Source organism: Vibrio sp. S234-5 (assembly GCF_000960595.1).
In the GTDB taxonomy this organism is placed as follows: Bacteria; Pseudomonadota; Gammaproteobacteria; order Enterobacterales; family Vibrionaceae; genus Vibrio.
In genome coordinates, this window is the sequence record NZ_JZAM01000219.1 from 12,325 (window position 1) to 27,150 (window position 14,826).

The 14,826-nt window shown below is 47.0% G+C and carries 11 protein-coding genes; 5 read left to right on the forward strand and 6 right to left on the reverse strand.

Annotated elements, in window-relative coordinates; all coding sequences use genetic code 11:
- Window positions 1-24: 24 nt before the first annotated feature.
- Window positions 25-549 carry a 23S rRNA accumulation protein YceD gene (gene yceD / locus UF06_RS12720; protein ID WP_045570779.1) on the reverse strand — a complete coding sequence of 175 codons (525 nt, stop codon included), beginning with the start codon at window positions 547-549 and terminating at the stop codon, window positions 25-27.
- A gap of 149 nt (window positions 550-698) precedes the next feature.
- Between yceD and UF06_RS12725 the strand changes: the two genes are divergently transcribed.
- Window positions 699-1,283: a nucleoside triphosphate pyrophosphatase gene (locus tag UF06_RS12725; RefSeq protein WP_045570780.1), complete on the forward strand. Its 585-nt coding sequence runs from the start codon at window positions 699-701 to the stop codon at window positions 1,281-1,283.
- 20 nt (window positions 1,284-1,303) lie between these two features.
- On the opposite strand, the gene rluC is transcribed toward UF06_RS12725, so the two are convergent.
- Entirely contained in the window at window positions 1,304-2,257 is a 954-nt protein-coding gene (gene rluC / locus UF06_RS12730; protein WP_045570781.1) for a 23S rRNA pseudouridine(955/2504/2580) synthase RluC, read from the reverse strand.
- Window positions 2,258-2,855: 598 nt separating this feature from the next.
- Here rluC and rne point away from each other — a divergent pair.
- A complete protein-coding gene (gene rne / locus UF06_RS12735) occupies window positions 2,856-6,020 on the forward strand; it encodes a ribonuclease E (protein WP_045570782.1) in 3,165 nt (1,054 codons plus the stop codon).
- Window positions 6,021-6,077: 57 nt separating this feature from the next.
- Here the strand turns inward: rne and UF06_RS12740 are convergent, their stop codons facing one another.
- A complete protein-coding gene (locus UF06_RS12740; protein ID WP_045570783.1) occupies window positions 6,078-6,533 on the reverse strand; it encodes a low molecular weight protein-tyrosine-phosphatase in 456 nt (151 codons plus the stop codon).
- A gap of 176 nt (window positions 6,534-6,709) precedes the next feature.
- On the opposite strand from UF06_RS12740, the gene cobO reads away from it, so the two are divergent.
- Window positions 6,710-7,315, forward strand: a complete 606-nt coding sequence (gene cobO / locus UF06_RS12745; RefSeq protein WP_045570784.1) for a cob(I)yrinic acid a,c-diamide adenosyltransferase — start codon at window positions 6,710-6,712, stop codon at window positions 7,313-7,315.
- A 78-nt stretch (window positions 7,316-7,393) separates the two neighbouring features.
- Here cobO and UF06_RS12750 read toward each other — a convergent pair whose 3' ends face one another.
- The 3 genes from UF06_RS12750 to apbC form a co-directional block, all read right to left on the reverse strand.
- Window positions 7,394-9,502, reverse strand: a complete 2,109-nt coding sequence (locus tag UF06_RS12750) for an AsmA family protein (protein WP_045570785.1) — start codon at window positions 9,500-9,502, stop codon at window positions 7,394-7,396.
- A 141-nt stretch (window positions 9,503-9,643) separates the two neighbouring features.
- Window positions 9,644-10,285, reverse strand: coding sequence for a uridine kinase (gene udk, locus UF06_RS12755; protein WP_039429849.1), 642 nt, complete (start codon window positions 10,283-10,285; stop codon window positions 9,644-9,646).
- 182 nt (window positions 10,286-10,467) lie between these two features.
- Complete coding sequence (gene apbC / locus UF06_RS12760) at window positions 10,468-11,544, reverse strand: iron-sulfur cluster carrier protein ApbC (RefSeq protein WP_045570786.1); 1,077 nt, start codon at window positions 11,542-11,544, stop codon at window positions 10,468-10,470.
- 160 nt (window positions 11,545-11,704) lie between these two features.
- Between apbC and metG the strand changes: the two genes are divergently transcribed.
- Window positions 11,705-13,777: a methionine--tRNA ligase gene (gene metG, locus UF06_RS12765; protein ID WP_045570787.1), complete on the forward strand. Its 2,073-nt coding sequence runs from the start codon at window positions 11,705-11,707 to the stop codon at window positions 13,775-13,777.
- 213 nt (window positions 13,778-13,990) lie between these two features.
- Window positions 13,991-14,797, forward strand: a complete 807-nt coding sequence (locus tag UF06_RS12770) for a hypothetical protein (RefSeq protein WP_045570788.1) — start codon at window positions 13,991-13,993, stop codon at window positions 14,795-14,797.
- Window positions 14,798-14,826 lie beyond the last annotated feature (29 nt).

Consider the following 14,826-nt stretch of genomic DNA (forward strand, 5'->3'; position numbering starts at 1 on the left):
TATGTTATGGGTTCAGCGTAAAGCTTATCGCTTTAAGCTTTTTAAAACATCGAACGGATTTGGTTTACCTTCCTCAATTTCTTCAGGAATATCGCCAAATACCATGTTATTTGAATTAACGCTGCAATCCGCTTCATCGTGCATGGCAATTTGAGGTAATTCTAGAATGAACTCGTCTTCAACCAATTGAATGAGATCGACCTCTCCATATTCGTTAAGATCTACCAAATCGTAACATTCTGGAGCATCTTGCTCACTTTTCTCACTGTAGTAAGGAGTATAAGTGAACCCTACTTCACAATAATGTGTGAATGACTCATTACAACGTTGACACTCTAAATCGACTTCGATGTTAGCTTTACCAGAGATAACAACGAGTCGCTGTTCATCTATCTCAAATGACAAATAGACTTCTGCGTCGCGTTTTACGCCTTCGGTCATTTCAGCAAGACGCTTAAACAGACTGGCTTGGATGATACCATCGTAATCCAATCTTTTTTGAGCAGCCTTCGCCGGATCCACCGTTCGCGGTATTTTTACCTTTTGCATAGGGCGCGAATATTATCTTCCAAATAGAAATTAGTCAAAGAAAAAGGCAAAAAATTTGTACTTTTTTGCGCTTGTCATACAGAGCATTAGCAAGGGTCGGTTTTGATCCGTTATGCTAGGAAAAATGCTCTGCCAAATTGTAAATTAAAATGAAAAATTACCAACTAGTTTTAGCGTCTACCTCGCCATTTCGCCAGCAACTGCTTGAAAAACTGTCGCTGCCCTTTACGACCCAATCGCCAATTTGTGATGAGACGCCTTTGCCAAGCGAATCTCCTCAAGATCTGGTTTTACGATTGGCACAGACCAAAGCGGAATCTTGTGCACTGACCCAACCAAGCTTAGTCATTGGCAGCGATCAGGTCTGCGTAATTGGTGGAGAAATTGTTGGCAAGCCACTCTCCGGAGAGCAGGCTATACAGCAACTACTCTCACAAAGTGGTAAAAGCATTGATTTCTATACCGGTTTAGCCGTATTTAACAGCCAAACTGGACAAACGCTGAGCAAGCTAGATACCTTTCGTGTCCACTTTCGCCAACTTTCCCAAGCACAAATTGAATACTATGTCGATGTAGAGCAACCTTTTTACTGCGCTGGCAGTTTCAAAAGTGAAGGATTAGGCATTGCGCTGTTTGAACGATTAGAGGGCAAAGATCCCAACACTTTGATCGGGCTGCCTCTCATTGATCTGGTCGATATACTGGAAAAACACGGATGTAAAGTACTGGGATAATCAGAATAAAGGGATGACCATCATCCCTTTTTCTCACTTCGAAGAGAGGCTAACACCGCCTCTAGCTGCTCACCCATCGGCGCGTTAATCTCCATTGACGCTTCGGTAGCTGGGTGCACAAAACGTATGTTGGCCGCATGCAAAAACAGACGGTCTAACCCATGTTGACCTGTGTAAGCATCAAATCGACGATCACCATATCGATCGTCCCACGCAATAGGGTGGCCGCTGTACTGTGTGTGGACACGAATTTGATGCGTTCTCCCGGTAATCGGACTCGCTTGCACTAACGTCGCTTGGGTAAACTTTTCAAGCACGCTAAAGCGCGTTTCAGAAGGTTTACCATTCGGATTAACGCGAACAATGCTATTCACTTCGTTCTTCAACAGTGGCGCGTTGACCACCTTGCAGCTGTTTTTCCACTCACCCATCACCAACGCGAAATAATATTTCTTAACTGTTTTTTCACGAAACTGCGCTTGCAAATGTCGCAATGCAGAGCGCTTTTTAGCCACGAGCAAGATTCCGGAGGTGTCACGGTCAATACGATGCACTAGCTCTAAAAAACGCGCTTCCGGTCTTAACGCTCGTAGCGCTTCAATCGCACCAAATTTTAAACCGCTACCACCGTGTACCGCCGTGCCAGAGGGTTTATTGAGGATCAGCAGATGATCGTCTTCGAAGATAATCTGCTGCTCAAGCTCTGCTACTCGATTGAGTTTGGTGCTCGGTGCGACTTCTGGTGTTTTTTCTTCCACCGTTAGGGGTGGAATACGTACCACGTCGCCAGCTTGCAGCTTATACTCTGCTTTGATGCGCTTTTTGTTTACTCGGACTTCGCCCTTACGCACGATTCGATAAATCATGCTTTTAGGGACATCTTTTAATTGGTTACGCAAGAAATTATCAATGCGTTGACCAGCCATATCCTCATCGATTTCGACGGATTGGACTTTAGTTCTGATTTCGTTCATGGCGCTATTGTAAACGTAAACGGGCTTAAGTTCACAGAGTCTTTCTTTTCCCTTAACGACAAAATTTACCTATCTGCGCCATAAGGTTCGTTCTCGCTTTGCTCTCCCAACAACAAAGTTACCCACAGGTTACTAATCACCCACCAATTGTTTATAAAGCCAACAGTGGCAATAGGTAAAATTGAACTCAAACTAAAAACTTGCAACGTTTGCGTCAAAGGCGATTGCTGATACTCCGCCGCACTGTTATAGTTCACGACTGCGAAGGTAGGTCCGGTTGATTACTTGTATATAACCGACCGTTTGTCCACAAGCACACCGAGTAGTTTGTTGACGTTTGAATGCTGCAATTGGCGTAAGACATCTCAACATCAACATAACTGTCACACTACTCATCGCACACTCATGTTGAGTAATTACCGATATTGATACGGCTCACAGGCAACCTATGTTGTTTGTGATGACTGACGTGCCCTAGAGCATCCCCCTCCAGCCGGGAGGCTGCAATCTGTAAACCACGGGATCAGGCACCATGAGATAGCGAACTTTGTGACAGAGACAAAAGACAACAAAAGATAAAGACAACGAGAAATTTTCAATGAAAAGAATGTTAATTAACGCAACTCAAAAAGAAGAGTTGCGTGTCGCTTTGGTTGATGGCCAACGACTTTACGATTTGGATATCGAAAGTCCTGGGCATGAATCGAAGAAAGCAAATATCTACAAAGGGCGTATCACACGCGTTGAACCAAGCTTAGAAGCCGCATTCGTCGATTACGGTGCTGAGCGACACGGTTTCCTTCCTCTCAAAGAAATTGCCAAAGAATACTTCCCAGATGGTTATACCTACCAAGGCCGTCCGAGCATTAAAGAAGTGCTAAGAGAAGGTCAGGAAGTAATTGTACAGATTGAGAAAGAAGAACGTGGGAGTAAAGGCGCTGCTTTGACAACGTTTATCTCTTTGGCAGGCAGCTACTTAGTGTTGATGCCAAACAACCCTCGTGCAGGTGGTATTTCTCGCCGTATCGAAGGTGACGAGAGAACCGATCTCAAAACGGCCTTAAGCACACTCGAACTACCGCAAGGAATGGGCTTGATTGTCCGCACCGCAGGGGTAGGCAAAAGTGCAGAAGAACTTGAGTGGGACCTAAATGTACTACTCAATCATTGGGCGGCAATTAAAGACGCTTCTGAATCAAATCCAGCGCCGTTTCTGATCCACCAAGAGAGTAACGTCATTGTTCGTGCTATCCGCGACTATTTGCGTCGCGATATCGGTGAGATCTTAATCGACAGCAACACCATTTTTGAACGCGCCAAAGAGCACATTCAGTTGGTTCGTCCAGACTTTATCAGCCGTGTGAAGAAATACGATGGTGAAGTGCCGCTTTTCAGTCACTATCAGATTGAAAGCCAGATTGAGTCCGCGTTCCAACGTGAAGTTCGTCTTCCTTCTGGTGGTTCTATCGTTATTGACCCAACCGAAGCATTGACCTCGATTGATATCAACTCTGCGCGTGCGACCAAAGGCGGCGACATCGAAGAAACCGCTCTAAACACCAACTTGGAAGCGGCAGACGAAATCGCTCGCCAGCTGCGTCTGCGTGACTTAGGTGGTCTGGTGGTGATCGATTTCATCGACATGACTCCTGTGCGTCACCAACGCGAAGTGGAAAACCGCCTGCGAGAAGCGGTACGTCTTGATCGTGCACGTGTACAAATTGGCCGCATTTCACGCTTTGGTCTGCTCGAAATGTCGCGTCAGCGCTTGAGTCCTTCTTTAGCAGAAGCTAGCCATCACATCTGTCCTCGTTGTAGTGGTACCGGTGTCGTTCGCGACAACGAATCTCTAGCGCTTTCTGTTTTGCGTTTAATTGAAGAAGAAGCACTGAAAGACAATACCGCCCAAGTATTGGCTGTGGTACCTGTACCGATCGCTTCTTACCTGTTGAACGAAAAACGTCGCTCAGTGAACCACATTGAACGCATCCAAGAAGTCAAGATCACTGTCGTGCCGAACTCCGACATGGAAACACCGCACTTTGAGGTGATCCGTGTACGTGAAGGCGAAGAGGTGGATCTGCTTTCCTACTTGCTACCGAAGAAATTGGAAGCGATAAAAGAAGCGGAAGGAAAAGAGAGTTCAGAAACAGAATTCAAGCCGAAACGCATTGAAGAACCTGTTTTGAAAGGTTTCGCATCTACTGCGCAATCTGCTCCTGCGCCAAAACCAGCACCGCAAGTAAAAGAAGTGGAAGCTCAACCTCAGCCACAGCAGCCAGGCTTGTTGAGTCGCTTCTTTAGTGCACTGGGTAACTTTCTGTTTGGCTCTGCTCAAGACAAAGCTGAGGCAGAAAAACAGCAGACGCAAAACGAAGGCGAAAAAGACGACAAACGTCAGAAACGTGAACATCACGATCGTAATGATCGCCGTCGTAACAGTCGTGAGCCTCGTGAAAACCGAGAGCCTCGTGACAACAAACGTCGCCGTAAACCACGCGACGAGAGTGCGACAGTAGAACCCGCTCAAGATGAAAGCGCTAAGCCGCGCCAACAACAAAAGCGTAAGCCGAAAGCGGCTCCGGTGAAAGCAGAAGCACCTGTAGAAAACAAAGCGAACCCCAAAGTCGCGGAAAAAGGTTTACAGCTTGCTTCAGAAGCACAAGGGGCACAGAAGCAGGATTCTGTTAAAGCAAATGTGAAGGCAGAGAAAGTTAAAGAGCGTCGTCAGCGTCGTAAACTGAACAAATCTGTACGCGTAAAAGATCAGGTTCAAGACGAAACGGTAGAAGAAAACGTATTGGCTGCGACGCCTGTGCTGGAGCAAAACGAAGGTTTCGTTGCTACGCCAGTTGAAACTGCGGTTCAAATCGTTGCAAACATTGATACTGACAGTGTCGATGAGCAAGACGAAGATAAAGAGGCGAAACCACGCCGCAATCGTCGTTCGCCACGTCATCTTCGTGCCAGTGGGCAACGTCGTCGCCGTGGTCGTGACCGCCGTCCAAATCCTTTCCGCCTGCGTAAAGGTGGCGTTGCATCACCAGAAATGGCGATGGGTAAAGTGATGCCGCGCTATATTCCAAAACCGGTTGCGAAAAAAGAGCAAGTCGCGAAAGAGCCTGTGACAGAAACCATCGTCGAATCAGCAGTGATTTTGCAAGGTGGTGTTGCTTGTCCTGAACTCGCTATGGGTAAAGTCATTGTTCGACGTGACGCAGATGAGCAGCAAACGTCTGACACTATCCAGCACAACCAAGCGGCTGTTGAAGTCATTGAGCAAGTGACAACGCCTGTCGATGCACAAGAAGCTGTCATTGTGGCAGAAGACTCTTTCGTTGCAGCAAAGGAACCTACATCACAAGCAGACGTGGAAGTTGTAAGCGAATCAGCTCAAGAAACGGCTGAACAGGTTTCGGTTGCCGTTGAAGAAACGGTTGATGAAACTAATGCTGAAGTGACGACCCTAGAAGCGACTTCTTCTAAAGTAGAAAGCAAAGAGGACTCGGCAGAGAATCTGGTCAAAGTCGAAGCACCGGTACAGGCAACTCAGCCCAAGCTGGAAAAGCGAGCGGTGAGTGCGCTATCTAAGCCACATGCCTTTGCGCCGATGACCAAAGCGCCTGGTCCACAGGAGCTGCGTGAGATTACCGTCGTCGCAGCCGCGTTCCGCTCTGAGCGTTATGTTCAACGCGGTGCAGGCAGTCAGGTGGCAACAAGCCAAGCTTCTGCTGAAATGGCAAAACCTGGATTGACAAACTAACCCGACCTCTCTAACTCAAAGGGCTACTAAACAGTAGCCCTTTCGCTATTTGAGCTTCTAGTTCTTGCACTTTTCCACGATGGCATCTGCCGCTTGTTCAATCAGATCCAGCACCTGCTCAAACCCTGCATCACCACCATAGTAGGGATCAGGGATCTCATCATGCTCGCAAGAGCAATGGTTCAAAAAGAGCGAAATCTTATGCTGGTACTGCGCAGGGCAAATCGCCAAAAGATCGTTGAGATTTGCCTTATCTGCCGCCAAGACCATATCAAAGTACGCAAAATCCTCTCCTCTCACTTGCCGCGCTCGAATTCCTTGGAACGAGTAGCCTCTTTTCTCTCCAGCGCATCGAGAACGATGGTCTGGCTGCGATCCTCTGTGATAGTCAATCGTCCCCGCTGAATCAATTTCTACCTCCATACCCAGATTCATTGCTTTAGCGCGCAGTACCGCTTCAGCCGTCGGAGAGCGGCAAATATTTCCCATACACACAACCAATAGTTTTTTCATCACTTCATCCTTGGTAATCGCCTTCTTTCAAACTCCGACTCTAGCAAGTGACAACATTTTTCTAAAGAAATTGCTTTTTAGCGTGCATCATTTCTATTTAACCCTAATGATTACAAGTACTTTGTAGTTAGGTTTTCCGTTACTATGGCGAAAAGGTAAATATTATTGGAGTTGATATGCACTCGGAAGAGAACAAAGAGAGTCGCCACAAGGAACGACAACAGAAAATTAAACAGCAAGTCGATGCCAAAATCGCCGCCGCCCAGGAAGAAAAAGGCTTGCTACTAGTGATCACAGGCAATGGCAAAGGCAAATCAACCTCTGGTTTTGGGACGATCGCTCGCGCAGTTGGGCACGGCAAAAAATGCGCAGTGGCGCAATTTATTAAAGGAACCTGGGACAATGGCGAACGCAATTTGCTGGAAAAACTAGGCGTTGAGTTTCAAGTCATGGCGACCGGTTTCACTTGGGAAACCCAGAACAAAGAGACGGATACCCAAGCCGCACAGCAAGTTTGGCAAGAGTGCAAGCGCATGCTCAAAGATGAATCACTTGACGTACTTCTTTTTGACGAACTCACCTACATGGTCAGCTATGGTTATATTGATTTAGATGATGTGGTGGATGCGCTAGCACAGCGTCCTCAAATGCAATCGGTGGTAATCACCGGTCGCGGTGCACATCGCACTCTGATCGAAATGGCGGACACTGTCTCTGAAGTGAGAAACGTGAAACACGCTTTCGAATCCGGTATCAAAGCATTGAAAGGGGTTGATTGGTAGCCTTTTCCTCGGCACACATCGTTTGCAATAAGGGCGACCATCAAGTCGCCCTTATTGCATTTAGTTTACTTATTGCGTTTAGTTGAACAGTCCTTTTAACAATCCATCCACCGCTTGCTTGGTTTTTTCATCTTTGATCTTATCGGTCAACTTCTCGACTCCGCGGTCGATCTCTTTCTGCGCTTTCTGCTTGAGCACATCGTCAAACACTAGCTTGAATTTAGGGTCGGCCCATTTACCGGAAATATTGATGGGGATCGTAACATCGCGCAGCTCGTCGATATCCTTACCGCCCTGACCTTCTAACGTGCCAACAATGGAAGTACTGACCGTAAAATCAACCGTTTGATCGATGTAGTTTGCTTCTCCTTTACCACGAATACGCAGTAACGGAGATTGCATGTGCAGATTGTCGGTCGACACATTGCCTTTATTGAGCTTTAACGTAGCACTCATCGAGCTGAAATCGGTTTTTTGCACACCTTGCTTTTCATCCAACTTTTGCCCTTTAAATTTCGCGTAATTTTCACGAATCAACTGGGCAACGTTGATGCCATTGACAGCACCATCAGCAAAATTGATCGTCGCGGTGCCCACTAAGTTCTTCTGAATACCACTTGGTGTCAAACTGCTACCCTGCACATCAATGTTGATGTCGCCAGTGCCTTCCAACTTGTCATTTTGTGCCACGTCCACCAGCAGTGGCTGCACTTGGACATCTTTTATGCGCTTTTTCACACTATAGGTGGCTGGTGATCGACGTGCATCCAGTTTCGCGCTGGCGTTGATAGAGCCTTGATACAGATTGGCATCAAAGCGATCTAAGGTCGCAATACCACGGTTCACCGTGAACTTGGTGATGACATTTTGCAGCTTGGCATTATTGGCTTTGAACTTATCAATACTCACTTGACCAATCACATCCAACGTTTTTAACGCGCTCAGATCAGGCTCAACTTCGTTGTTTGCCTCTGGATGCGCGTCTTTGTCATTGCTGCTGTTTGTGCTTGCCGTTTCTTGCGACGGCTGCGTTAGGCCGAGAAACTCATCGAGATCAATCTCTAGGCTGTGCAGCGAAAAACGCACTTTCGGAATCTCAGCTAACGTCACATCGGCTTTACCGTCTAATGCAATAGCGTTGGCGGTCAGTTTATTTAGCACAAGCGATAGATGGCTGCGCGGCACATCAAAGGTCACTTCAGAGCTCATTGCCACCTTCATTGGCGATTGAGGCAGTGATTCCCCATTGAGTTGCGATTCCAACAGGATTGTCTTCACCATCACGGTGCTGATGGCAGCATCCACATGCAACTGCGCCGAGCCATTGGCCGAAAGATCCATACCGGATGCTTGGCCTTTGATTGCAAATGTCAGTGCGTTGTCTTTATCAAACTCGAATGTGTTCAGCACCAACTTGATGCTATCCATCTTCGTGGCTGGATCGCTAAACTGGCTGTTCAGCTCGATATTGCGCAGAGCATAAGAAGAGAAGTCTTGCGCCAAGTGAAACTCAAGCTTACCGTTTGCGCTGAACTGTTGCTGGTTGTTTTTTCCTTTGGCTGAAAACTCCGCTTTGGTCCATTGCTCAAAGGCAAACTCTGAAAGTGAGAAATTCACATCATAGAGTTCAAGTGAAGTACCCGCTTGTCTATCTTGGTTAACGAGTTTGGCATTGCTCACCGAGATCCCGGCTAGCTCAATACGCCAGTCTGCCGCCGCGCCAGCTTGCTGTGGAGCATCCGTGGCGGGCTCCGAGATCACCTCTTGCGGAGCCGTCTCTTGCTGCGCTTTCTGCTGCTGAGTCAACGCATCAATATTCTTTTGCCCATCTTTACGCGTCTCTAAATGAAATTCCGCACCATCAAGGCGAACATCACCAATCTGCAAGACTTTATCAAGCAGAGGCATCACCGAGATATCGATCCCAACGTTCTCAACTTTAAATAAGTTTTCTTGAGAAAAGCCCTGAGGATTCTTTAACTCCGTTTTGCCTAGAGAAAAACCAACCGAAGGGAAAAATTGCCATTCAATGTCGCCTTCAATCACCAACGCTAAACCCGTTTGCTTGGCTACTTGTTCGGTGATCAACGGTCTAAATTGATTGGGATTCACTAAGGTCACTAACGCTATCACCGCAATCACGACAACCGCGATAGACGCAGCCAAAATAAGGAACAGTTTTTTCATATGCGTATTCCTTTGCATGCAAGAGTTGAGACAAGAACAGAGAAAACACCTATTTTGCGCGGTTCTTGCTCCAAAAAAGAAAGTGGCACTTAAAGTGCCACTTTCTTAAATAAAAATAAAGCTCGCTGACAAGACAATGACTTAAGCTTTCAAAAGTTTTGCAATGTGCGCTTTCAGTACATCAATCGCAATGCGGTTTTTACCACCACGAGGAACGATGATATCAGCGTACTGTTTTGAAGGCTCAATAAACTGCATAAACATTGGGCGCACAGTCTGCTGGTACTGTTTCAGCACCGATTCCATGGTACGGCCGCGCTCTTCTACATCACGCTTCACACGGCGCAGCAGACAGATATCCAGTGGCGTATCCATAAAGACAGTCGCGTGCATTAAGTCACGCAAACGCGGATCGGTCAAAAGCAAGATGCCTTCTAGGATGATCACTTTTTTCGGCGTCATGGTAGTGGTATTGGCCGTGCGGGTATGTTCAGTATAGCTGTACTCAGGGACTTCAACCGCTTCACCTCGGGTGAGCTTTTCTAGGTGTTCACAAAGCAGATCGTGGTCGAGCGCGCTCGGGTGGTCGTAGTTAGTTTTAACGCGTTCTTCCATGCTCAAATGGCTTTGGTCATTGTAGTAGCAATCTTCCGTAATCACACCGATTTGATGGTCGCCTACTTTGGCACGAAGTTCATTATAGATCGTGCTGGCAATCAGACTTTTTCCAGAAGCTGACGCGCCCGCAATACCGACGATGACGCATTGATTATTCTCAGACATTAGTTGCACCCGATGATGATTTTGTAGCAGTAGGAATAGATAAACCGCCTGATTATAGGGAGTTCATCCTTTAGATACTAGTCGCTTTTCCTGCTTTAACGCCCTTTTCTCCGGCAGCGGAGAACAAAAGACCAAGCAAACGATTACTTGGTCTTTTTTTCATCTGAAATCGATGGGCTTATTTAATCAAGCCGGGTGTAGAGAATGGTCTCTGGCTTTGCCTTTCCTTGCCAGTACAATGCACTGCATATACGCTCCGCAAGCTGGTAATAACGCTGTGCATGTTCACTTTCTGGTCGCCGACAAACCGTTGGCACACCAGCGTCAATGTCTTCGCGCATCTCAATATGCAGTGGGATCTGACTTAGCAGGGCCAGTCCATACTCTTTGGCCATTTCTTCACCACCACCATGGCCGAAAATCGCCTCTTGGGCCCCGCAGTGGCGGCAAATATGGTAACTCATGTTCTCAACCACACCGAGCACCGGAACACCCACTTTACGAAACATGGCGGCCCCTTTGCGCGCATCCGCCAACGCGAGATCTTGCGGCGTGGTGACGATCACACTGCCTGTCACTGGCACTTGCTGTGATAAAGTCAGTTGAATATCACCGGTACCGGGAGGCATATCGATGACCAAATAGTCGAGATCCGGCCACTGAGTTTCATTGAGCAATTGCGCTAGCGCTTTGGAAGCCATCGGCCCACGCCAAATAGCGGCTTCTTTTTGATCGACTAAGTAACCGATTGAGTTGGTATAGATGCCATGCGCCAGCACAGGTTGCATCCATTTTCCCTGCTCGACGTCTGGCTTTTTATTTAGTGTGCCGAGCATTAGCGGCAAAGACGGACCATAGATATCAGCATCAAGCAACCCCACTTTTGCGCCACTGGCCGCTATCGCCAGTGCCAAATTAACCGCCGTAGTAGATTTGCCCACACCGCCTTTGGCGGAGGTAACCGCGATGATGTTTTTTATTCCACTTACAGCGTGAGCAACTGACGTTTCCATCGCTTTGACTCGCTGCTCAATGGTGAACCCCACCTTAGCCGCCTCGCCGCTTGCTTGCTGCTGCACTATCCAACTCGTCAACGCTTCGATCAACGATTTGGCAGCAAAAGGCAGCGTGATGTGCAGCCCACCGTCGGCTTTTACATTCACCACACCGTGCATATCTGCCCACTGCGGTATCAAAGCCCAATGTTCGAACTGATTAAGCCAATAAGAGAAATCTTGTTTTGAAGTGAATTGACGCATATCGCCTCCTCTGTTGACTGCATCCTACCACCGAGTAAAGCACGACTGAACCCCAAAAAAACCAGGTGATTATCCTCTGTCACACCTTGGACTTACCGATTTACTGAGTTAGTATTATCAATCAAATTTTTATACCTATCGAGAAAAGCGAATATTAAGTATGGCAAACGATCCAAGAAACTTTCCCTCAAGGAAATTGCTGGTAACTTGTGCCCTTCCGTACGCTAACGGTTCGATCCACCTTGGTCATATGCTTGAGCATATCCAAGCGGACATTTGGGTTCGTTACCAACGCCTACGCGGCAACATTGTAAATTTCATCTGTGCTGACGATGCTCACGGCACGCCAATCATGCTTAAAGCTCAACAGATGGGTATGTCGCCAGAAGAGATGATCGCTGCGGTCAACGTGGAGCACCAGAAGGACTTTGCTGGCTTTGATATCAGCTTTGATAACTACCACAGCACGCATTCAGACGAGAACCGTGAGCTGGCTACGCACATTTATCTGCAACTGAAGAAAAATGGCTTTATCTCTAGCCGTACTATTTCTCAGTTGTTCGACCCTGAAAAAGAGATGTTCCTACCGGATCGTTTCGTTAAAGGGACGTGCCCGAAATGTAAGTCAGAAGACCAATACGGCGACAACTGTGATGCTTGTGGCGAAACGTACAGCCCAACCGAACTGATTAACCCGAAATCAGCGGTATCAGGCGCAACACCAGTAATGAAAGATTCCGAACACTTCTTCTTCGACCTGCCTCAGTTTGAAAGCATGCTCAAAGAGTGGACACGTTCTGGTTCTCTACAAACTGAAACCGCCAACAAAATGCAGGAGTGGTTTGAGTCGGGCCTGCAACAGTGGGATATCTCCCGTGATGCGCCTTACTTCGGTTTTGAAATCCCAGGCGAAAAAGACAAGTTCTTCTACGTTTGGCTTGATGCACCTATCGGTTACATGGGCTCATTCAAAAACCTGTGTAATAAACGTGACGATCTAGACTTCGATGAATACTGGAACAAAGACAGCAAAACGGAACTGTACCATTTCATCGGTAAAGACATTGTTTACTTCCACAGCCTATTCTGGCCAGCAATGCTAGACGGTTCTGGTTTCCGTAAGCCAAACAACGTTTTTGTTCACGGCTATGTTACGGTCAACGGCGCGAAGATGTCTAAGTCTAAAGGGACATTCGTGAAAGCGAGTACTTACCTTGAGCATCTTGATCCTGAGTGCCTACGTTACTACTACGCAGCGAAACTGAACAGCCGCATTGACGACCTAGATCTTAACCTTGAAGACTTTACTCAGCGCGTCAACGCTGACGTAGTAAACAAGATCGTTAACCTAGCATCGCGTAACGCTGGTTTCATTGCCAAGCGCTTTGAAGGCAAGCTCGCTGAAAACTTCGTCGAGCCAGAGCTTTACAACGAATTTGTTGCCGCTGCAGACCGTATCGCTGAACTTTACGAAACACGTGAGTTTGGTCGCGCGATTCGTGAAATTACCGCTCTCGCTGACAAAGCAAACCAGTACGTTGATGAGAAAGCACCTTGGGTTGTGGCAAAGGAAGAAGGCAAAGATCAAGAGCTACAAGAGATTTGTTCTGTTGGTATTAACCTATTCCGCGTTCTCATGACCTACTTGAAACCTGTGATGCCAGCACTAGCGGCGCGAACAGAAGCGTTCTTAAATCAAGAACTAACGTGGGAAGGCATTGCTCTGCCATTAACGGCACACGAAATCACAGCATTCAAAGCGCTGTTTAATCGTATCGATCCGAAAAACATCGAAGCCATGATCGAAGCGTCAAAAGAAGATGCAGCGGCCGAAATGGCAGCGAAAGAGAAAGCTGAAGCCGCAAAAAATGCGCAAGAGAGTGAGTTGAGCAAAGATCCGATTGCCGCCGAGATCGAATTTGACGATTTCGCCAAAGTTGACCTCCGTATCGCTAAAATCGTTTCTTGTGAATCCGTACCAAAAGCGGACAAACTGCTGAAATTCCAGTTAGATATTGGTGGCGAAATGCGTCAAGTTTTCTCTGGTATTAAAGCCGCTTACAACCCCGAGGATCTGGTTGGTAAATACACCGTTGTGGTTGCTAACCTGAAGCCACGTAAGATGAAGTTTGGCATGTCGGAAGGCATGATCCTTGCCGCCGGCCCTGGTGGAAAAGATCTCTGGATCCTTGAACCGCATGAAGGCGCGCAGCCTGGCATGCGTGTGATGTAACCAGCAGTCAACGATTTACTTATCTCCAAGCCTCGCAGTTAAAAACGCGAGGCTTTTTTTGTGTCCTATTTCACACTTTTGGTGATAGCTGCACCAAATTGGCACAGTGATTTTCACTAACAAAATCTAACCATTTGAATTTAAACAATTAATATTCTGGCATTAAACCTGCTCTACCCCTTTGTGGCTAGGAACGCATACAAGGAGTAAGTTATGTTTGTTTTACTGTCATCGTTATTGTCTATCGCCGTTTTAGGTTCACTCTTCTACCTTTCACAAAAGCGTGAAAACCGTTACATGCAGAAGTATCAAATCCTTAGTACATTGAGAGAAGTGGTGCACTTAACACGACAACATCGCTCTGCAGCGCATTTGAGCTTGCTCTACAAACAGCCTCACAGTAGCGAGATTAAGCACATTCAGGAAGAAGTGTTGTTGCGTTGTCAGATGTTGATCGATCTCACTGCGATAGACAGCAAGCCTTTGTATCGCATCCTATTGAATCAATACACGTTTCTTTTTAACAATTGGCAGGAAAACAGCGTAGCAAAAAGTCAATTTCACCATGGTAAGTTGATCCGTCATACACTCTACCTAATTGATGAAGTGACTGTCAGCTGGTTGGCCGAGTCAGAACGCGATGAACTGAGTGATGAGTACCACGGCCATTGGCAGATTGTGATTGAAAGTCTTGAAGCATTGACACAGCTGCGCATCTCTATCCAAGACATTCAAGATGAGCAAGGGCTAACGCGATTTCGTCATAATGCAGACAGGATGGTTAGAAGGCTCAATCAATTAGCGCTTATAAGTCCTTTGAGTATTGCCTCTCCGGCAGGGATGGAAATCACTCGTGTCTTAGAGGCATATGTGGAATCGGCGGAGAGCCGTCCGATAAAGACTGAACTTTATGAGCTGACCAGTCAAATTTCGGCGGCCATTTTTACCAGTTATGACGCGATGTTAGATGAGATCATTGAGAGTGTTTACCTGCCACTGCCCAAACTTTCCATCGCCTAAAAGAAAACCGCCGATTTGGCGGTTTTCTC